At 41.1% G+C, this 19,620-nt stretch carries 18 protein-coding genes; 8 read left to right on the forward strand and 10 right to left on the reverse strand.

Translation table 11 applies throughout. From position 1 onward, the window contains the following. The first annotated feature begins 481 nt into the window (after positions 1-481). From BUW93_RS04940 to BUW93_RS04955, 4 genes are all read left to right on the forward strand, one after another. Positions 482-2,836, forward strand: coding sequence for a TonB-dependent receptor (locus BUW93_RS04940; RefSeq protein ID WP_081209763.1), 2,355 nt, complete (start codon positions 482-484; stop codon positions 2,834-2,836). A 48-nt stretch (positions 2,837-2,884) separates the two neighbouring features. Continuing rightward, on the forward strand, positions 2,885-3,946 hold the full coding sequence (locus BUW93_RS04945) for a PepSY-associated TM helix domain-containing protein (protein ID WP_081209765.1): 1,062 nt from the start codon (positions 2,885-2,887) through the stop codon (positions 3,944-3,946). A gap of 212 nt (positions 3,947-4,158) precedes the next feature. Continuing rightward, positions 4,159-5,982 (forward strand): TonB-dependent receptor plug domain-containing protein, encoded by a 1,824-nt coding sequence (locus tag BUW93_RS04950; RefSeq protein WP_081209767.1) that lies wholly within the window; start codon positions 4,159-4,161, stop codon positions 5,980-5,982. A 127-nt stretch (positions 5,983-6,109) separates the two neighbouring features. Beyond that, positions 6,110-6,433: a hypothetical protein gene (locus tag BUW93_RS04955; RefSeq protein WP_081209769.1), complete on the forward strand. Its 324-nt coding sequence runs from the start codon at positions 6,110-6,112 to the stop codon at positions 6,431-6,433. Between the two features lie 361 nt (positions 6,434-6,794). Here the strand turns inward: BUW93_RS04955 and BUW93_RS04960 are convergent, their stop codons facing one another. Further along, positions 6,795-7,223 (reverse strand): response regulator, encoded by a 429-nt coding sequence (locus BUW93_RS04960; protein ID WP_081209771.1) that lies wholly within the window; start codon positions 7,221-7,223, stop codon positions 6,795-6,797. 238 nt (positions 7,224-7,461) lie between these two features. On the opposite strand from BUW93_RS04960, the gene BUW93_RS04965 reads away from it, so the two are divergent. Both BUW93_RS04965 and BUW93_RS04970 read left to right on the forward strand, forming a co-directional pair. Further along, on the forward strand, positions 7,462-8,394 hold the full coding sequence (locus BUW93_RS04965; protein WP_157893285.1) for a L,D-transpeptidase: 933 nt from the start codon (positions 7,462-7,464) through the stop codon (positions 8,392-8,394). Between the two features lie 55 nt (positions 8,395-8,449). Continuing rightward, the gene (locus tag BUW93_RS04970) at positions 8,450-9,211 is read left to right on the forward strand and encodes a hypothetical protein (RefSeq protein ID WP_081209775.1); all 762 of its coding nucleotides are present in this window, start codon (positions 8,450-8,452) and stop codon (positions 9,209-9,211) included. Between the two features lie 9 nt (positions 9,212-9,220). Here BUW93_RS04970 and BUW93_RS04975 read toward each other — a convergent pair whose 3' ends face one another. From BUW93_RS04975 to BUW93_RS04985, 3 genes are all read right to left on the reverse strand, one after another. Continuing rightward, positions 9,221-10,039 carry an HAD family hydrolase gene (locus tag BUW93_RS04975; RefSeq protein ID WP_110688266.1) on the reverse strand — a complete coding sequence of 273 codons (819 nt, stop codon included), beginning with the start codon at positions 10,037-10,039 and terminating at the stop codon, positions 9,221-9,223. Between the two features lie 158 nt (positions 10,040-10,197). After that, positions 10,198-10,554: a phage holin family protein gene (locus BUW93_RS04980; protein ID WP_081209777.1), complete on the reverse strand. Its 357-nt coding sequence runs from the start codon at positions 10,552-10,554 to the stop codon at positions 10,198-10,200. Between the two features lie 66 nt (positions 10,555-10,620). Continuing rightward, on the reverse strand, positions 10,621-11,250 hold the full coding sequence (locus BUW93_RS04985; protein WP_081209779.1) for a SanA/YdcF family protein: 630 nt from the start codon (positions 11,248-11,250) through the stop codon (positions 10,621-10,623). A 126-nt stretch (positions 11,251-11,376) separates the two neighbouring features. Here BUW93_RS04985 and BUW93_RS04990 point away from each other — a divergent pair, with 126 nt between their 5' ends. Further along, positions 11,377-12,009, forward strand: coding sequence for an NAD(P)H-dependent oxidoreductase (locus BUW93_RS04990; RefSeq protein WP_081209781.1), 633 nt, complete (start codon positions 11,377-11,379; stop codon positions 12,007-12,009). Here the strand turns inward: BUW93_RS04990 and ribB are convergent. From ribB to BUW93_RS05010, 4 genes are read right to left on the reverse strand one after another with little or no spacing between them, the layout of a single operon-like run. Beyond that, complete coding sequence (gene ribB / locus BUW93_RS04995) at positions 12,006-13,154, reverse strand: 3,4-dihydroxy-2-butanone-4-phosphate synthase (RefSeq protein WP_081209783.1); 1,149 nt, start codon at positions 13,152-13,154, stop codon at positions 12,006-12,008. The genes BUW93_RS04990 and ribB overlap by 4 nt on opposite strands. Before the next feature lie 27 nt (positions 13,155-13,181). Next, on the reverse strand, positions 13,182-14,630 hold the full coding sequence (locus BUW93_RS05000) for an LptF/LptG family permease (RefSeq protein WP_081209785.1): 1,449 nt from the start codon (positions 14,628-14,630) through the stop codon (positions 13,182-13,184). A gap of 1 nt (position 14,631) precedes the next feature. Further along, the gene (locus tag BUW93_RS05005) at positions 14,632-15,273 is read right to left on the reverse strand and encodes a LolA family protein (protein WP_081210226.1); all 642 of its coding nucleotides are present in this window, start codon (positions 15,271-15,273) and stop codon (positions 14,632-14,634) included. 7 nt (positions 15,274-15,280) lie between these two features. Then, entirely contained in the window at positions 15,281-17,653 is a 2,373-nt protein-coding gene (locus BUW93_RS05010) for a DNA translocase FtsK (RefSeq protein ID WP_081209787.1), read from the reverse strand. A 224-nt stretch (positions 17,654-17,877) separates the two neighbouring features. On the opposite strand from BUW93_RS05010, the gene BUW93_RS05015 reads away from it, so the two are divergent. After that, positions 17,878-18,684: a universal stress protein gene (locus tag BUW93_RS05015; RefSeq protein WP_081209789.1), complete on the forward strand. Its 807-nt coding sequence runs from the start codon at positions 17,878-17,880 to the stop codon at positions 18,682-18,684. A 1-nt stretch (position 18,685) separates the two neighbouring features. Here BUW93_RS05015 and BUW93_RS05020 read toward each other — a convergent pair whose 3' ends face one another. Both BUW93_RS05020 and tpx read right to left on the reverse strand, forming a co-directional pair. Then, the gene (locus tag BUW93_RS05020) at positions 18,686-19,048 is read right to left on the reverse strand and encodes a diacylglycerol kinase (RefSeq protein WP_081209791.1); all 363 of its coding nucleotides are present in this window, start codon (positions 19,046-19,048) and stop codon (positions 18,686-18,688) included. Further along, on the reverse strand, positions 19,048-19,548 hold the full coding sequence (gene tpx, locus BUW93_RS05025) for a thiol peroxidase (protein ID WP_081209793.1): 501 nt from the start codon (positions 19,546-19,548) through the stop codon (positions 19,048-19,050). Before tpx ends, BUW93_RS05020 begins: the two co-directional genes overlap by 1 nt. Positions 19,549-19,620: the final 72 nt, after the last annotated feature.

A 19,620-nucleotide genomic window follows, 5' to 3' on the forward strand; every position in this document is an offset into this window, starting at 1 on the left:
TGGTTTTATAATAAAGGCCATTATGTTTTTATAAGCTTCTTTATTTTAATCCTGCTGGCTTTCGCCCTTTGGTTTATTTCTCTCTTTTACTGATTTCCAGTTCGCTAATTCAGAATGCTTGTAACTTATTTCCACATATTTCTGCGGAAATTTTTCCTACTACTATTAACAAGTAAAGTTTATCACTTACTCCTGTCAAATAAATCCATTTAGGCTTTTTCTTTATTTGAAATGGAGCACGGCTTTCTGACCTCAATTATTCCCATTTCACTCCTGTGGTAAGACCCGGGGATAAATAAATTTAATCTTCCCGTTTTTTTTAAAATAAAAAGCGAAAATATAAAAAGTACGTTATCAGTAAATTACAGGGATGGGGATTTTCATCTTCATTTTTATAAGCAAATGGAGTTGTTTTTTATTTAGATTGATTCTACATTTGACCTCAATTTAAAACCAGTCTAAATAAAAACAGTTTGTAAAAATGAAACATTTCATCATTCTATGTGCAGTAATACTGGGAGTATTATCCAGCGCTGCACAAGAGGATAAAACAGGTCTGCAGGGAACGGTGACCGACCAACAGAATAGACCAATTCCATTTGTAAATGTAGTTCTCGAAGGCACTTCCATGGGCACGACTTCTAATATCGATGGGGTTTACCAATTACAGGATGTGAAGCCGGGAAGTTATGACCTCACATTTTCGGCTATCGGATATGAGTCGGTTACCAAAGAGGTTAATCTTCTTAGGGGAAAAATTCAGAGTATTGATATAAGTCTAAATCAAGACCAGCAGGACCTTGGAGAGATAATAATTACTTCCAACAGGTCCCGGGAGACTTTGGATGAAGTTCCTTCTTCGGTATCAATTCTAACTTCGGGGGAGATAGAGCGGCTTAACAAGACCAGTAATTCGGTTGCGGCGCTATTAACCGAAATCCCGGGGATATCTCTTAGTACCAACCGAACCAGTAATACGGGCCAGACCTTAAGAGGAAGAAATATGCTGGTTTTAATCGATGGGATCCCACAATCCACACCTTTAAGAACCGGCGGTCGCGATATTAATACTATAGATCCAAATACCATTGAACGTATTGAAGTTATAAAAGGAGCTACCGCGATTTACGGGAACGGAGCCGACGGCGGGATTATTAACTACATCACCAAAAAACCGGGTACCGGCCGAAAGCTACAGAGCACTACCGAGCTTAGTGCCCAGGGTTCCCTGGTGAATGTTGAGCATACAATAGGTTCTAAACTATCACAGACATTTTCTGGAAGTACTGAAAAACTAGGTTATGTTTTTTCCGGGAATTTTCAGCAAACGGGAATCTTCAGAGATGCAAAAGGCGAGGTGGTTTCTCCTACCTACGGTTTGGGGGAGACCAACCAGTACAGCCTGTTCGGGAAACTGAACTACGATCTTGCTCAGGATCATTCCGTAGAAATCATGTATAACTACTTCAGCAGTAATCAGGACACCGAGTATGTAAATCAAAACGGAGTTTATGGAGAACGCCCCGCAATTGGAGTTATTGGGGAAGTGCTGGGAGTAGATCAGGGGAACCGGCATAATCATAATGCCCAGCTCACTTATGACGCAATTGATCTCGTAGGAAATACCGATCTTAAATTGAATCTTTACATGCAGGATTTTAAGACGGTGTATGGTTTTAGCGACTATTTCTATAATGCTGAAGAAGGCTATGAGGGTGGCCAGTCTACAGTAGAATCGGCGAAAAAAGGATTACGGCTTAACTTTAAATCTCCGTATATGATAGGTGATGATATCTCCGGGGATTTGTTATACGGCTTGGATGTGCTTAACGATAAAACTTCTCAAAAACTCATAGACGGAAGAGTGTGGGCCCCGGAGATGGATATGACCAACCTGGCGCCGTATGCACAACTTAAAACACTTTACAGGGATTTCGTACTTAAAGCCGGACTTCGCTTTGAGAATATCAATATTGATGTGCCAGATTACAGTACTATATACATCTTTCCCTATGGTGGAGAAACACCCAATGGAGGGGTTAGTGTAGATGGAGGGGAAATAACCTACGATGCCACCACCTATAATATTGGGCTGAGGTATAATGGTCTTAAGCTGTTTAATCCCTTTGTGAGCTTCTCCCAGAGTTTCTCTATTGCAGATCTTGGTCGTACCCTGAGAACCGCTACTGAGAATACGGTAAGTCTGATCTCTTCGGAAGCGGTAATCGCTAATAACTATGAGGTAGGGTTTAACAGTAATTTTGGGGCTACCCGGTTAAGCGGAGCCTATTTTATAAGTACTTCAGATCTTGGAGCAACTTATCGCGAAGTAAATGGTATTTTCCAGATTGCCCGGCAACCGGAGAAGGTCTATGGATTTGAATTGGCTTTGGATACCAGGATAAGTCCCGACCTAAGTTTTGGTAGTTCGGTTTCCTGGACCGAAGGAAAATTGGATTCGGAAGATAATGGAGACTATGATACTTATATGAACGGCGACCGCATACCACCATTAAAAACGGTAACCTACCTGGCCTACGACATAAATAAGAACTGGGAGGCAAGGTTATCGCATGTGTACAGTGGGAAAAGAGATCATTTTGATCCTGATGCCAACGGCAATTATATCTACGGAAAAGGTCCCGTAGAAAGCTTTAACCTGGTAAATCTTACCAGTACCTACCGTTTAACAGAGAACACCAGCCTTGGTTTGGGGATCGAAAACCTGCTGAATGAAGATTACTATAATCTTATCTCGCAGTGGAGCGCGCGAGACTCCAATTATATAAAGGCCAATGGGGCACGCTTTAACCTGTCTCTTAAAGTGGAACTCTAATATTTCTACTGCGGCCATCCCTGGATGGCTGCAGTATTATTTTTCTAAATGAATAACCGGAAATTACTAAAATATCACTCCTGGTTTGGGCTTATTGCCGGACTTTTTCTATTAATTATGGGGGTGTCGGGTAGTATCCTGGTATTTCATAAGGAATTGGATTTCTGGTTTTTTAGGACACAATATGAGCAGGATTATTCAGGGGAATTGCAATTAGACAGGGCTATAGAGGAAGTCCAGGCGGTATATCCCGGTTGGGATACTCGATTGAAGCAATTTGAACCGGGAAAAGTCCTGGTCTTTGATTTACGGCATCAGCAGCAACGAGCCTATCTTTTTGTTCACCCCACCTCGGGAAAGATTTTGAGAGAAGTAGATGCCAACACGCATTTTACATCCTGGCTTTTAAAGCTACATTATTCCCTGCATTCGGGGGCTGTAGGGCGGATAATTATCCTGCTGGCTGGAATCGTATTTTTCCTTTCCCTGCTTAGTGGGATAATCCTTTACCGCAAATCTATTTTTAAAGTCTTTGCTTTTAGGATCAGGCTTAGGCCTCACAATAAACGGAGTTTCTATTCTTCGCTGCACCGGTATGTAGGGGTCTGGGCTTTATTCCTGAACCTGGTTTTGGTGGTGACGGGAATTATACTTGCCTATACGGTTGCTAAAGCCGGCCTTAATCCATTACCGGCACCATCGGGTCCGAAATTGGAGATCTCGCTGAATGAAAGTATGGCCGAATTGAAAACAGATTTTCCTCAATTCACCCCAACTTATATACGGCTTCCTCTAAATAAAAATGCTGATATCACCGTCTTCGGAAAATTTGCTGGGGATGCTTTTTATTTCAGTGAATTCTATAATTACATCCGCCTGGATTACCAGACCGGGCAGGTCACTTCAGTAAAAAAGGTGACGGGATCCTCTTTTTCCAATCAACTCGCCAGCACGGTAATGCCTTTGCATTATGCTGAATTTGGAGGGCTGACTGTTAAAATTCTCTATAGCCTAATCGGGCTCTCCGGGCCTTTTCTTTCCATAACCGGATTTCTGATCTGGCTGAAGGGAAGAAGAAAGAAACGCCAGAAAAGAAAGAAGCTTTCCTAATTAAAGTTAGCGGAATCAGGTTTGCTTAAATCGGCTTATAGAAGCCGGAAGGAAAGTAGAATTTGAAATAAATTTTTTTTCCTGTCTCTAAATCAAAAAAATAAAAGTTCAGCTTACGAAGAAATAATTTTTACCTTCGCCGGCTTGAATTTGAAAACTTTTTGAGGATAGCCGGGGTTTAAGCCCTTCATGATTTGATAAATCAACCAGGAATGAAAAGAAATCTACTTTTTTTTGCAGTCGTATGTATGACATTCGGCTTTAGCCGGGCACAGGATAACCCGGAACAACCAGAACAACTTGAAGAAGTGATGCTCACTGCAGGTCGCATCGATCTTCCTTTTTCCAGAAATTCCCGAACTATTAAGCTCATTTCTTCAGAAGAAATAAAAAATTCCGGGGCAAATAACCTTGCTGATTTGCTGCAGCAGGTAACCGGAGTGGATATTCGGCGTAGAGGTACCGGTGGGGCCCAGGCCGACCTTTACATACGTGGGGGAAGCTTTGACCAGACTTTACTGCTAATTGACGGGATTAAAGTAGAAGATGCGCAAACGGGACATCATACGCTTAACCTCGCTTTGCCGATGGAAGTTATTGAACGCATAGAGATCATTAAAGGCCCTGCCGCCCGGGTCTATGGCCAAAATGCATTTACCGGTGCCGTTAATATTGTTACCAAAGATGCTTTCCGCAATGAAGTATCGATAGGGCTGGAAGCGGGTTCTTATGAGCAAAAAAATGCTTCGGTGACTGTTAGCAGTAAGCTGGAGAAATCTTCGCATATCATAAATTATACGCGGCAGCTTTCAGATGGATATCGCTACAATACCGATTATGATAATCAGCAGTATTTTATAAAAAGTAATTTTGATTCTGAAAGCTTACCTATCGAGATGATCGCCGCTTTCGCCGACCGGAAATTTGGAGCTAACGGGTTTTATGCTTCCCCTGAAGCCGTAGACCAATATGAAGAAACCCAGGCCAGCCTTTTAGGCTTCTCCAGCATTATCGAGAAAGGAAATCTCAGCCTGAAACCGAGGGTGTACTGGCGAAGAAATGAAGATGAATATATTTATTTGAGGCAGGATCCCTCTGTTTACAGGAACCTGCACATCAGTAATAAAGTGGGCGCTGAAGTAAATGCTTCATACACTTCAAATCTTGGGGTAACCGGATTTGGGGTTGATATGGCAAAGGTTTTTCTTTCCAGTAACAACCTGGGAGACAGGGAACGTTTTATGACGACTCTGTTTCTGGAACATCAGTTCAAATTGCTAAACGACCGCCTCGATGTAACTCCCGGCCTGGCCGTTAATTATTTTTCAGATTTTAAATTTCACGCCTTTCCCGGGGTAGATGTAGGTTACCAGTTGGCCGACAAATGGAGAGCCTATGGGAATATCGGCTATACTTACCGAATACCTACCTACACCGATCTTTATTACGAGTCTCCCAATACCATTGGGAATGAAGATCTTGAACCCGAAGAAGCTGTTTCAGAAGAATTTGGCCTGAAGTATTTGGCTTCCCAATTGCAGTTTTCTGTGGCATTGTTCAACCGCGATGCGCGCAATCTAATAGATTACGTGAAAGAAAATCTAGATGATCTCTGGCAGGCAAAAAATGTACGGGACGTAAATTCAAAAGGGGTAGAGGCTAATCTTTCTTATGGCTATAATATCAATAATCACCGGCAACACCTTGACCTGGGGTATACCTACCTTAAGGATAATATAAAAGATCTCGATCTGGATTTTTCCCAGTACTCTATTAATTCTCTCAGGCATCATTTCACGGCAACATACACTTCACAATTCATCAAAAACCTGAGCCACAGTGTTATCTATTCCTATGCTGAGCGTAGCCTGGGAGAATCTTACAGCCTTGTGGATTTCAACATTCGCTTGAGCCTGGATGATTTGGAAATATATGTAGCGGCCAATAATATCTTCAATACGGAATATACCGAAACCAACCTGGTGCCTATGCCTAAAGGGAATATGCTTTTTGGATTAAGGTATAATTTAAGATAGTGGGCTATAGAATTTATAGTTTACCCGTAGGGAGTAGAACTTTCCATTCTGGCTTAGATGATTTTAATCATTTTGAATAAGATCTTATTTCTTAATTTTAAAGGACTTATCTTAAAATGTATGGATCATGGTAAAGGTGAAAAATAAGACTACTGAAGTTGTCTACTGGATATTGATTATTCTCGCGGTGCTTCTTGGAATTCTTTTTTATGGGGTGTTGGAGGCTGATTTTAGCCTTAGTTTTTTGATCCTCTTTTCAGGCTTACCCTTCTTACTTTTCGTAGTAGGAGCCTTCGGCTTGCTATGGCCCAGGATTAAACCCACCGGGGACAGTACTTATATCATTCACGCCATCGTGATGGGGGTTTTGTTTTTTATCCTCTTTCTGATACATACCTGGGTGATACTACCACTTATTTGTCCCGACTTTGGAAGGAATCTTGGAATGTAGAAATAGCGGAGAAACTGATTTTTAATGAGACAAAGAAGAAAGATAGGGATCAGGTGTCGTCCCGGTTATGTTCCTTACTAAACTTTACCAGAAGGTATAAGGCGGCTCCCCCAATAAAAGAAGCAAGGACGGCTATGAATATTAAGAGATAATCCAAAATTTAAATTTTAAAGCTTATCAGTCGGTGTATTAATTTGATAGTAAATAGAAAACCGATGTTCTATTTTCAAATGTAGACACTTTGGAAAATCAGAGCTTAGGGCCCCACGTTAAATGAATGGTAAATCTCAGGCCTATATTGCAGTTCATCTACAGAAAGGGGTCATTTATCGAAAAGTCAGTTTCGAATTAGGTCCTGGATTTATTCTGCGAAGACTTCAGAATTAAAAAAGGGGTTAAGTACTTTTATGTTTAAAAGTTCTTTGTAATCTTCGTGTTCGAGAAATTTATTGTTAAAGCTAATCACTTGGGGGTAAGAAAGCGCTTTTTTCTTATCTGCCGGAAATAGTGAAGAGGTGAGCATAACCACAAAAATATTCTTATGAGCATATAACTCATTGATCTGGTCTAAAACTTCCCAGCCATCCATTACAGGCATATTAATATCTAAAAAGATTAGAACTGCTTTCCGCTCTTCGATTACATTGTGAAGATGATTCATTAAGGTTTTTCCGTTCCAAAAGCATTTTAAGGGGGAATCCACCAGTTTAACTAATTGTCTTTTCTGCAACTCGGTAATAAGCTGATCGTCTTCTGCGATAAGAATTTCAAGGGGAAATGTATGGGTCATCCAGCCAGAAATTTATGTCCTGCAGGTGAAATCTGAAGGCTGGTAAAGGTATAAAACCAAAAGAATTAAGAATAATTTTTTTTAAGAAGATGTAAATAAACTGACGAAGATCAGTCCATGACAGGAATAATAGAAAGGATTCTCCCCGCGCTTTCTTTTTTAACGCTTTCTTGGCTAAGGATATCAGGCTCAAAATTTATATTAGATAAGGAATATACCCAAATTTCAGCCCTTACTATTGAGCAAATATATTCACCATATTAACCTGTTTTTGATAAGCTTTTTTATCCTGGTTCTCCAGGGATGTGGTAGAGAAATGGAAGGCTCAGGGAGGGCATTGCCCCAGCAGAGCCCTTTTGTGCAGGATACTTTTTTTAAAGCTTCCAGAGACAGCATATCCCATACTTTCAAACTTAAATACCGCCGGGATTCTATTAAAAACTGGTCACAGCTGGAACAACTTCTTAAGGATTATTCGCAGGTACAAAAGGAAATTATTTATAGCCTTAACCGTATAGATCCTCACCGCTTAAAATCGGGCTTAGAACTTATTAGGCCAGATAGTATTTCAGAGAATTTTTTCGATTATAGCCCCTTTCCTGAACACCTGGATTTGTTGGATTCGCTGCCAAAGACCCTCCTGGTAAATCAGCGGGTGCAGGCCTTTGGAGTTTATGAATACGGGCAATTGTGCCGCTGGGGCCCGGTAAGTTCCGGGAAACAATCTACGCCCACTCCCAACGGGCTTCACTATGCAAATTTCAAAGCTAAAAGGAAGGTAAGTACCGTGAACTCCTCCTGGATTATGCCGTATTATTTTAATTTCATGAATTTTGAAGGAATTGGCATTCATCAGTATACCTTACCGGGATTTCCAGCCAGTCATTCCTGTGTGAGGCTTTTTATGGAGGATGCGAAGTATATTTATTACTGGGCTGATATGTGGCAGTTAAAAGGGAATCAATTGCTTAAAAATGGTACCCCGTTTATTGTTTTCGGAACTTATAATTTCAATGAACCTGCTCCCTGGCTAAAACTTGCTGAAAATCCTTTGGCCAATTTTATAAATAAAGAGGAACTGGATTCCTTAAAGAACTATATTCAGGCTTATAAAGCCGATTCTCTTAATTTTAAAAACCTGGTAAATCCTGAAAATCAAGTTATGCAATAATAGAATGCCGAATCAAAATGGGATTTTATAAATTAGTGAACTAAATATCTAAATTATGAAAAGTACATTCAATCTGGTATTAACTATCCTGGTATTATTCTTTTCCGCGGGAAATCTATTTGCCCAGGAAACTAAAATTATGGTAAGGGCTGGTGCTAATGATGCCAAATTTATTGGGACTTCCATGGGTGGTGCCAAAATCATCATTAGGGATGTAGAAACCGGAAGAATACTCGATGAAGGGCTTACTACAGGGATAACGGGTGATACCGGGACCATCCTGATCTCACCAGTGCAGCGCTATAAAAGAATCACCACTGAAAAGACTGCCGGCTACCAGGCCAGTTTGGAGCTGGAGAAGCCCACTTTTGTAAGTATAGAAGCCCATGGACCCATGAGTAAAAAACAGGCTAAAGCGGTGTCTTCAACCCAATTATGGATTATCCCGGGAAAGGACATTACTGGAGATGGCATTATTTTAGAAATCCCCGGTTTTGTGGTAGATATTTTATCGCCTCAAACTCATGAAACTATAAGTTCAGAAAGCAACATAGAGATAAAAGCTAATATTGTAATGATGTGTGGATGCCCCGTAACCGAAGCGGGTACCTGGGATGCCTCGGGTTATGAGATTAAGGCGCTTATTTCTTCGGATGGGAAAGAACAGAAGGAGGTCGATCTAAAGCCTACAGGTAAAGCGAGTACTTTCTCTGAAACTGTACAACTGGGAGAAGGCGATTATGAAATTGAGGTCTATGCCTACGATCCAAAAACAGGCAATACAGGCCTTGATAAACTTAATATTATTGTGAAATAGGCCTGGGTTTTAATTGTGGAGCAGTCCTAGTTCTTCTATTGTCTTTAAAACGCCGTTTTCATTATTACTGTACCGGGTTACAAAATTACTTGCCTGCTTGATCTCGGGATGAGCATTTTTCATGGCGTAGCTGTATTTTGCATTTTTCATCATTTCCAGGTCATTCAGGTAATCGCCGAATACCAGGGTTTCCTCAGGCAAAATATTCAATTCCCGTTGTACGTCTTTTATCGCATTTCCCTTGTTGGCGTCTAATGCGGTAATATCGATAAAAACCTTTGCTGCAATAGCAACCTTGAACCTATCGGTATAATTTACAAAATGCGGGTAGGTATGTTCCTCGACCCCTTTATCATTGCACAGGGTCACCTTTAGAATAACGTCATTAACTTTGGTAAGATCTTCAACCGGTTTTAGACGCTGGTAAAATTGGGAAATATGAGCGATAAAGTCCTTATCCCTGGTTTCTACATATGCCGATTCCTTTCCACAGAGCACTAATTTGGTGTCTTCCAGTTTGCGGCCCATTTTAATAAAACCAATGGCGTCTTCATGATTGAGAGGATTAACGTAGAGCTCTTTCCCTTTATGGGAAACAAAGGTGCCGTTTTCAGCAAAGAACATCATCCTGTTTTTAATCGGTTCGAAGTTAGCTTCGAGATTATAGAATTGCCGGCCGCTTGCAACCGAGAACATGATACCTTTTTCAGAAAGCCTTTTTTCGATTTCCCAGAAATCGGGATGGATTTCGTGCCGGTCATTCAGCAGGGTTCCATCCATATCGGTAACGATTAGTTTTATATTTTTCTGGCCGTTAAGAGTTTCCATATTTTATTTCCTATGCTACATCAAACCGGCAAATATAGGGTATCATTTGCCTCTGATTGTTAATTCTGTATCAAATTTGTTTATACGGATATTAGGGGAAAAAAAGATGCTCCGGAAACACTTGTTTCCGAAGCATCAGAAGAAAAGTGTGAATTAGCCTAAAATAAGATGGCGTCTACTATCCCTCCAACTATAGCCAAAAGAATGGCTAGCCAGAGCGATGGTAGGAAACCAACGGTTTTAAAATCTTTACTGAATTTATCGGCGATCTCGATAATAATGGCATAGGCGATTACCCGGGTTACAAAGCCGAGTCCCAGAAAATAAAATATGCCAAGGGTTGCCACATTCAGAATACCGGTGAGTAACCAGCTGAGCAGGAAGCTAAGCACTCCAATAATGAGGGCAACCAAAATTGCCGTTTTAAAGCCTTTTAGCTCTACTTTAGACATCATATTTGCTGCAGCCAGTAATACCAGGGCATCAATGATAATGTGGATTAGCCATTGAAACATTTTAGTTTGGTTTTATGGTTAGTATAACTAAAGATACGAAAAAACCTTTAAGAAAATATTATAAACTTAAAGCCTGTCTTCCAGGGTAGTAGGCTCTTTTTTCAATAGCACTTCATAGAGTGCCTTAAAATTGGCCAGGAGCTCTCGGCGTTCTATTTTATTGGTGGTTTTGTAGGAATGGCTTCGGGCGGCAAACCCGGTATAAGGAAGCTTTAAGCCTTTTGCGATAAAAATAGTTCGGGGCAAATGGAACTTTTGTGTCACTACAATGGCGTCTTCTACTCCCAGAACAGCATTCGAGCGGTACATGCTATCATAAGTATCCAGGCCGGCGTGATCGAGGAGGATCTTACTTTCGGGAATTCCCCTTTTCATCAGGTAATTTCCCATTGCGTTAACTTCATTGTAATCGTCGGTAGTGTGATCCCCGGTGACCAGGAAACGTTTTACCTTTTTATTCCTATATAGTTCAAGGGCGGTATCTACGCGGTCTTTTAGGATAGGGGATAGTTTCCCGTCAGAATGTACACTGGCACCAAGCACAATAACCGTTTCTGAAGGTGGAACCAGCGAAATATCCTCAAAAATAAGGTGCTGGGTATCTCTTTCAATGTATGCTTTTAGACCCAGAGCGATCAAAATGGCAATAATTAAGGAAAGTACTGTGGCGAGAATTACCTTTTTAATTTGTTTCATTTTCTCCGGCTATAATACATTCATAAAGATAGGTCATATTATTATACCTATAGTTTTATTTTATTCCTTAACGTTTACCGGGCTGGTAACATTGTTTACCTTTGTGCCAAATAAAAGCACAGCAATATGGGCAATATAAAGGCATTGGAATGGCGTTATGCTACCAAAAAATTTGATGCTGAAAAAGAATTAACCAGCGAAAAGATCGAGATCCTTAAAAAGGCATTTAATCTTACAGCTACTTCCTATGGTTTGCAGCCATTAAAGTTGGTGATAGTTAAAAATAAAAAGCTTCAGGAAAAGCTCCAGAATTTTTCATTTAACCAGAAACAGGTGGGCACGGCTTCTCATGTGCTTGTTATTTGCATCGAAAAGAAGGTAGGGAAGGAGTTTATTGAAAATTACTTTAAACGGGTAAAGCATGTTCGTGAAACTCCGGAGGAAATCCTTGCGCCTTTCAAAGAATTTTTAATCGGGGATTTTGAAGCGAAAGCTTCTACCGAAATCACCCAATGGGCCATCAACCAGGCTTATTTAAGCCTGGGGAATTTACTTACAGTTTGTGCGATCGAAGAAATTGATGCCTGTCCTATGGAAGGTTTTCAGCCCGATGAATACGATAAACTCTTAAAACTTGAAGACCGTAACCTTAGGTCGGTGCTGGTACTTCCTGTTGGGTACCGTGCCGAAGATGATATGTTTTCCAGTTTCAAAAAAGTGCGCAGGCCCCTGGAAGATGTGATAATTGAAATGGATTAGTAATTTACATACCTGGTGATTTCCAATCCATACCCAATCATTCCCACTCGTTTGGTTTGCTGCGAATTTGAAAGCAGCTTGAACTTATGAATTTCCAGGTCGTGAAGGATCTGCGCGCCTATTCCAAAATCCTTATTGTCCATATGAATTGGGGGAGCTTTTGTCTCGCCTTGTTTCTGAAGATCTTTCAGTTCAGAAAGCCTGTTTAAAAGGTTTAGGGACTGGCTGGCTGGATTGATAAAGACAATGGCCCCACGCCCTTCTTCGTTAATAGCCTGGAACATACTGTCCAGCTTTTTATCGGCATCATTAGTGAGAGTTCCCAGGATATCGTTGTTGATAAGGGTAGAATTAACACGCACCAAAACTTCTTCATTAGACTTCCAGCTCCCTTTTGTTAGAGCGATGTGCACTTGATTATTGGTGGTTTGCAGGTAAGCTCTTAGCCTGAATTTCCCAAAGCGGGTTTCCAGATCAAAATCCTCCTTCTTCTCGATAAGAGAATCGTGCTGCATCCTGTAGGCTATTAGGTCTTCAATGGAGACCACCTTAAGATCGAATCGCCGGGCAACTTCCATAAGCTGTGGTAGCCTGGCCATGGTACCATCTTCATTCATGATCTCTACGATCACACCGGCAGGTTCAAAACCTGCAAGGCGAGCAAAATCTATTGCGGCTTCAGTGTGTCCTGTTCTTCTTAAAACCCCGCCTTCCCGGGCTTTAAGTGGAAAAATATGCCCTGGCCGATTTAGGTCGGTAGCTTTGGTTGCCGGGTCGATCAGGGATTTTACGGTTTTAGCCCTGTCTGCAGCTGAAATCCCTGTAGTTACTCCCTGTCCTTTAAGGTCTACCGAGATGGTAAAAGCGGTTTCAAGAGGGTCGGTGTTTTTACCAACCATCATTTCCAGCTTGAGATCGCGGCAGCGTTCTTCGGTTATTGGGGCACAAATTAGCCCGCGTCCATGAGTAGCCATAAAATTGATCATTTCTGGGGTCACCATTTCGGCGGCTGCCACAAAATCACCTTCATTTTCACGATCTATATCGTCTACAACGATAATGACTTTTCCTGCGCGAATATCATCAATGGCGTCTTTGATATCATGCAATTTAATATTGTGCTGGGTTGAAGTTTTCTGCGGCATTTTTGCGGTATTTGGCTGCAAAGATATTTATTCTATTTCGGTTTTCCGGCGCAATAGGCCGGCTTTTTTAAGGCCTTTCTTAAAGGGGTCGATTAAATTATCGAAGGCAAAAAGTCCCTGGTCGGTGGTAGCCCTGTAGGTGAGGTAAATTCCAAGAGGTAACATGATAAGGGTGGAGAGCCAACTCGCCAGAAATGGACTCACACTCCCATCCTCTGCACTGTTTTTGGCAAAGATCCCGATAAAATGATAGGTAAGAAAAATAAGGATGGCAACTACCATAGGTAAACCCATACCTCCCTTACGAATTATGGCACCAAGAGGAGCACCCACAAAAAACAGCACGATACAGGCAACAGCCAGTACATATTTTTCGTGCAGCGCGATTTCAAACTTGTTGAGTTGTTTTGTAGCCGTTCTGAATTCATTTTTCTTCAGGATAAGATGAGACATAGAACCGTTTACATTTCCTAAAGCCAGGTTTACGATTTGTATTGCCTCATTATTATCATAATTTTCCAGGATAGAATTTTCTATCACTTTTACAGTATCTGCCGGCTCAAGATTGGTGTTTATATTTCGCAGGCCTGTACGGTTAAACATATTCCTGGAGAATTCCTTAATATTGGTATTATAGCTGGTAGAAAAAGAATCTATACTTTGGTTTAATTCTGAAATCTTGAGCATGCCCTGGGTGTTGCTATAAGACTCGTCTTCCAGATCTACATTGTTAATGTCTGACAGGTCCAGGTTAATGGTGTATTCCTTAAAGTGACTCTTGGCAAAGGGCTTATTCCTTCGTTTGGAAAGATCTGAAGGTTGTATCTCATCGTAATAGTTCCCATCCTTTAGGATTAGAGATAAAACATCAGAGTCTGTACTCCCTACAAGTTCTCCTTCTACAGCTTTGATCACGGTAAAATTCCCGCTTCTTGCAGTTTTTTGATGGATGATTACATCGTCGAGGTATTGATCGTTAGGCCCGCTTTTTTTATCGACTTTAATATTAATGGTCCCCACTTCATTAAAAACCCCTTCGGTTATAGCCATCGCGGGTTTAAGCTGAGCAATGTTTTTGCGAAGGTTTATAGATTTAAATTCGGCGGCTGGAATAACGTTGTTAGCAAAGAAAAAGGCTGTTAGACTCACCAAAAGGATAAAGAAAGTGAGGCTACGCATGGCTCTCTGCAGGGAAATGCCGGAAGATTTCATAGCCGCAAACTCATAGTTTTCGGCGAAATTCCCAAAGGTCATAATAGAGGTAAGCAGGATGGTAAGCGGTAAAACCAGGGGCACCAGTTTGGGAGAAAAATAGAGCAGGAATTTAAAAATCACCTCAGCGTCAAGGTCTTTACCAGCGAGTTCACCTATGTACAACCAAATGGTTTGGAGCACGAAGATGAACATAAGGATGATAAAAACTGTAAAAAATGTTTTGAGGTAGCTGATTAATATGTACCTGTCTAATATTTTCAATTTAGTCGAGTCTGTTTATATAGTAAGAATCGTAGCGAGCTTCGTCAAAGGTAAACAGGTTTTGTGAAAGCGGCTGATTGGTTTTAAAACTTTTTACCGTAATGGTTATTTTGGTATCGTTATCCTGAGTTTGAATGAGGTTGTAGATGTGTTTAGTCTGGCTGTCTATTCCCAGCAGGATATTTTTTACTTCGGCATTGCTGTCTTTTGGAGTAAGCTTGATATACTGAATTTGTCTCCCTTTTACGTTTTTGGCGATATCCCATTCGTAATTATACCCTTCTTCATAGAAACTGAACATCTTTGAAGGAGTAATGTTATTCTCGTTCTCTTCTACATAGGTAGAGATGTTTATCTCTTCGTCTTCCGGAATTATGGTATAGATTTTTTCTCCATCGAACATCTGGGTGGTACCCATAAGATTAAGAAGATATTTCTCTCCTTTAATGCTCACATCCCCACGAGTTTCCTGGTTTACATTCTCTGCGGTGTTTTCTAAAGAATATTTAAAGTCTATTACCATATTATCGTAAGCTTTCACTTTTGAGGAAACCTCATTTAAAAGCTTTTCGGCTTTTTGTGAATTCTGGGCACTAAGATTAATGCTAACCAGGGCTGCAATAATAAATACTAATTTTTTCATTACTTTTTTAGGTGTTTGGTTCTTCATTTAATAATTGATCTAATGCAACGAGATCTGTAATCAAAACCTGGCGGGCTTTACTGCCTTCAAACGGGCCAACTATTCCTGCGGCTTCCAGCTGATCTATAATCCGGCCGGCACGGTTGTAGCCAAGTTTTAATTTACGTTGCAATAATGAAGCCGAGCCTTGTTGTGCTGTGACAATCACTTCTGCGGCTTCCCGAAAGAGTTTATCTCTCTCGCTCACATCTATATCAACTCCTGTGCCACTATCTTCCCCTTCGTATGCCGGAAGTTGATGGGCATCGGGATAGGCTTTTTGAGAGCCAATAAATTCTGTAATCTTATCCACTTCGGGAGTGTCTACAAAAGCACATTGTAACCTTTTTAATTCGTTACCCTGGGTGAAAAGCATATCTCCCCGGCCAATTAACTGATCGGCGCCCTGGCCGTCCAAAATGGTCCTGGAATCTATTTTAGAAGTAACCCTAAAGGCAATCCTCGCAGGGAAGTTGGCTTTTATAATTCCCGTAATTACATTTACCGAGGGCCGTTGGGTTGCAATTATTAAATGGATTCCGATAGCCCGGGCTAACTGCGCCAGCCTGGCAATAGGTGCTTCCACTTCTTTTCCGGCGGTCATTATCAGGTCGGCAAATTCGTCTACCACCAATACGATATAAGGCAGGAATTTATGCCCGTTTTCAGGGTTGAGCTTGCGGGCTTTGAATTTAATATTATATTCCTTGATGTTACGTACCATGGCATCCTTTAGCAGTTCGTACCTGTTGTCCATCTCGATACACATGGAATTAAGGGTATTTATTACCTTGGTATTATCGGTTATAATAGCATCTTCAGTGTCGGGTAATTTTGCCAGGTAATGACGCTCTATCTTATTGAAAAGGGTGAGTTCAACCTTTTTCGGGTCTACCAGTACGAACTTCACTTCTGCAGGATGTTTGGAATAAAGGAGGGAGGTAAGAATCGCATTCAAGCCCACTGATTTTCCCTGCCCTGTGGCCCCGGCCATAAGCAGGTGAGGCATTTTTGCCAGGTCTACTACAAAGGTTTCATTGGAAATAGTTTTTCCGAGGGCCATAGGAAGTTCCATCTCGGCATTCCTGAATTTTGAGGAGGCGATCACCGAGCGCATGGAAACTATAGAGGCATTTTTATTCGGAACCTCGATCCCGATGGTTCCTTTCCCCGGGATGGGGGCAATAATTCTTATTCCCAGCGCCGAAAGTGAAAGCGCAATATCATCTTCCAAGTTTTTGATCTTGGAGATCCTGATACCAGCCTCGGGTACGATCTCGTAAAGAGTAACCGTGGGCCCCACCGTCGCTTTTATTTGCGCGATCTCTATTTTGTAATTTTTAAGGGTATCAACAATCCGGTTCTTGTTTTCCTCGAGTTCTTCCTGGTCTACGGTAATAGTGCCTCCGTAATCTTTTAATAATTCCAGGGTAGGGAAGGTGTAGTTGCTAAGTTCCAGGGTGGGGTCAAATTCCCCGAAATCTTCCACCAGTTTTCTGCTTTGCTTATCCTCTTCCACTTCTTCCTCTGGCGGTGTTTCCACTTCCATAGCCACTTCATCGTGAGCTACAGGTTTTTTCTCTTCTGAAACTTTGTTTTCTTTATTCTTCTCTTCTGAAGGAGTCGGGTCCAGATTTACTTCAGAAGTTTTTGGTTCTGGTTTTTTTATGGTTTCTTCTTTCCAGCTTAACTCCTCATCGGTTTCGGAGGCTGCAGGCTTATCTGAATTAAATTCATTTTGAAAGTTCTTATGTTTTCGACTTATAAACCCGCCTACCATTTCAGGAGTGATCCTGAGTCTTAAACTTAAATACGCGATAAGCAAGAACAGCATTAGCAGTGCTGTGCCGAAAAAACCAAGGTAATCCTGAAGGAAATCGTTGGTTTCAAAACCAACCCTTCCGCCTAAAAGCGCATTGCTTTCAGCAAAAAAACCAAAAAATACCGAAATCCAAATCATCACCAGAATTCCCCAGAACCAATAGATCCCAAGTCGCAGGGACTTCAGATTAAAAAACAGGGAGATCCCACTTATGCCTATTAAGCCCGCAAATACGAACGCAGCCAGGCCAAATCCTTTGTATATGAAAAAATCACTCACCAAAGCCCCAAATTTACTTAGCCAGTTTCTGGCTTCTATTTCTCTGTTTCCAAATTCAGAGAGGGTGCTTTGGTCCGCGTGCCAGTTGAATAAGAATGAGGTGAAAGCTATGATTAGGGCAATGCCAAATAACATTAAAAAACTCCCTAAAACCACTTTCTGCTGCCTGTTTAATTTGAGCGAGACCTTATTGTTTTTCCTGGTGGTGGTTTTTTTGTTTTTAGTTTTTTTTCTGGCCATATAAGCTTTGAGAGATTTTGGGCAAAAATACAAATTAGATCATCTAATGTAAGCAAAAGCTATTTTGTATTTAAAATTAACATTTTCGGTAGATCAATAACTCAAAAATTGAGGAAATATGACACCGGTCAACTATTTCTTTTCCTGTTTTCACCTTTAACAACCCATAAACCCTTAACTTTAAGAGACGAATTTTCTTCTTTTTCTTTCTAAAAAATACCGGTATGAGAACTATTATTGTCGCATTGGATTTTTCTCATGAATCTGAGAACGCCCTTAATTATGCCGCCGAATTTGCTAAAAATTCAGGGGCACGTTTGGTTTTGTTTAATTCTTTCAGCATTCCTATTCATGTGGCCAACTCAATAATGCCAGCCGAGACTTTAAAGCATCTGGAACAGGAAAATATTGAACAGTTGGATAGGAAGGCTCAGGAAATAGGGGAAAAATTTGATTTGGAGGTAGGGTATGAGTCGGGACTACTTATGGATGTGAGCAGGGCCCTGGAAAAAATCTACAAAAAGTATGAGGCCGATCTTATCGTAATGGGAATGGGGGCCCAATCTATCGCTCAGGATCTCTTTGGAAATACCACTACCGAGGCAATTATGAAACTGAGCTATCCGGTTTTAGCTGTTCCGGCAAAAAGCAGTTTTTCGGGTATACATAAGATCCTCTTTGCCATTGATAGATTCAGGGAGGATGAACAACTTATTTCAGAAAAAATAAAGGAATTGGCCAGGGTTTTTGAGGCCGGAGTAGAGGTGTTACATGTAAAAGCAGATAATAGAAAGAGGGTGTCGAAGGAGTTATTGGAAAATGCCCTTGCAGAGCTTAACTACAATTACATGGAAATAGAATCGGAAGAAATAATTGGGGAGATCGAAAAGGAGATTAAAAAATTACCTGCAGATATCCTGGTAATGATCCCACATAAATACAGTTTCTGGGAGTCTCTTATCCATCGCAGCAAAACCCGAATGATGGCCTCCAGGGCTGCTGTTCCGGTGCTCTCTCTGCCTTTTTCCTGATTTAAAAGAGGTAGGGGATATAGATAAATCCACCGATGATTACGGCGATAAGGGCTGCAAAGAAGACTCCGCCGGCTGCCACATCCTTGATATGGCCAATTTTGCTGTGAAAATCAGGATGGACAAAATCTGCCAGGGCTTCAATAGCAGAGTTTAGCCCCTCAGCAGCCATCACCAGCCCGATGGCTGTAAACTGGAACAGCCATTCGGTTTTAGTGATGTCAAAATAGATTCCTGTGATCGTTATAATGATGGCTATCCCAAACTGAACCTGAATACTGGGTTCATGCCGCAGCAACAGCCAGGCTCCTTTTATGGCATATCCACCACCTCGTATGCGTTTTCCGAGGAAAGAATCCCGCATTATAACAGGTTTTTAAGTGCCGCCAGGTAGTCTGGCTCTTCGGCGATTTCCGGTACCTGCTGGCTGTGGATTACTTTTCCGTTTTCATCTAAAACAATAACAACCCGCGAAAGCAATCCTTCCATAGGGCCGTCAATCATTTCCAAGCCGTAATCTTTTCCAAAATTCCGCTCTCTGAAATCTGAAAGATTTACCACATTTTTCAAGCCCTCATCATTTACAAATCTTTTTTGAGCAAAAGGCAGATCCCTCGAAATGCATAGCACCACGGTATTGTCAAGTTCAGTAGCTTTCTGGTTGAAATTCCTCACTGAAGTAGCACAAACCCCTGTATCTATACTGGGGAAAATATTCATAATTACTCTTTTACCCTTAAAATCCTCAAGGGTTGCAGTTGATAAATCGTTTTTTACTAATTGAAAATGCGGGGCTTTTTCCCCTTTTTCTGGAAGACTTCCATAGGTACTAACAGGCTCTCCTTTTAAAGTTATCTGAGACATATCATATTTTATTGGTTAAGGAGGATAAATTTAGGATTTATGTGACAGGCTTTTACTAAAATTATCATAAAA

It is taken from the genome of Salegentibacter sediminis (assembly GCF_002078605.1).
Taxonomy (GTDB): domain Bacteria; phylum Bacteroidota; class Bacteroidia; order Flavobacteriales; family Flavobacteriaceae; genus Salegentibacter; species Salegentibacter sediminis.